Raw genomic sequence first — 407 nt, 5'->3', positions numbered from 1 at the left:
GTCGGCTTCAGCGTTCTTACCATCTGCACCGGTTGCACCAGTTGCGCCGGTATCGCCTTTGGCACCGGTTGCACCGTCTTTAACGATGGTAGTAGTGGTGTTACCGTTACCGTCTTTGATGGTTACAGTGTGAGTACCGTCGCCGTTGTCTTTAACGTCGGCTTCAGCGTTCTTACCATCTGCACCAGTATCGCCTTTAGCACCAGTTGCACCGGTGTCACCTTTAGCACCAGTAGCACCGTCTTTACCGTTTTTACCGTCTTTAACGATGGTAGTAGTGACTGAACCGGTACCCAGATCAGTAATAGTGATTGTATGGGTACCATCACCATTATCTACAACTTCACCTGTGATGCTGGTGCCGTCTTCACCTTTTTCGCCGGTATCGCCTTTAGCACCAGTTGCAC

At 50.6% G+C, this 407-nt stretch carries 1 pseudogene; it reads right to left on the bottom strand.

Annotated features, from left to right (window positions below):
- A pseudogene (locus tag HMPREF2551_RS09460) lies at positions 1 to 407 on the bottom strand (exosporium protein); the annotation flags it as partial.

The sequence above is a fragment of the Neisseria sp. HMSC066H01 genome, assembly GCF_001837375.1.
GTDB lineage: Bacteria > Pseudomonadota > Gammaproteobacteria > Burkholderiales > Neisseriaceae > Neisseria.
This window is presented reverse-complemented; position numbering and strand designations above follow the sequence as displayed.